General features: G+C 62.3%; 1 protein-coding gene. It reads left to right on the forward strand.

The window, feature by feature from the left end; translation table 11 throughout:
- Positions 1-3: 3 nt before the first annotated feature.
- Positions 4-356 (forward strand): electron transfer flavoprotein subunit beta/FixA family protein (locus AB4Z53_RS35515; protein ID WP_441600129.1); only part of this gene is annotated, 353 nt, incomplete at its 3' end.

A 356-nucleotide genomic window follows, 5' to 3' on the forward strand; every position in this document is an offset into this window, starting at 1 on the left:
ACGGTGAAGCGGGTGGTTGACTACAACGTCAAGATCCGCGTGAAGGCAGACGGTTCGGGCGTCGAGCTTGCGAACGTGAAGATGTCGATGAACCCGTTCGACGAAATCTCGGTCGAAGAGGCGCTGCGGCTGAAGGAAGCCGGCAAGGCGGAGGAAGTCGTCGTCGTWTCCGTCGGMCCGGCCAAGGCCGAAGAGACGCTGCGYACAGCACTTGCCATGGGTGCCGACCGCGCCATCCTGGTCGAGACCGAAGACCAGGTCGAGCCACTCGCGGTTGCCAAGATCGTCAAGGGTGTGGCCGAGGCTGAACAGCCGGGCCTGATCATCGTCGGCAAGCAGGCGATTGATGATGACAG

The sequence above is a fragment of the Ensifer sp. 2TAB8 genome (genome assembly GCF_052115125.1).
Classification (GTDB): Bacteria; Pseudomonadota; Alphaproteobacteria; order Rhizobiales; family Rhizobiaceae; genus Ensifer.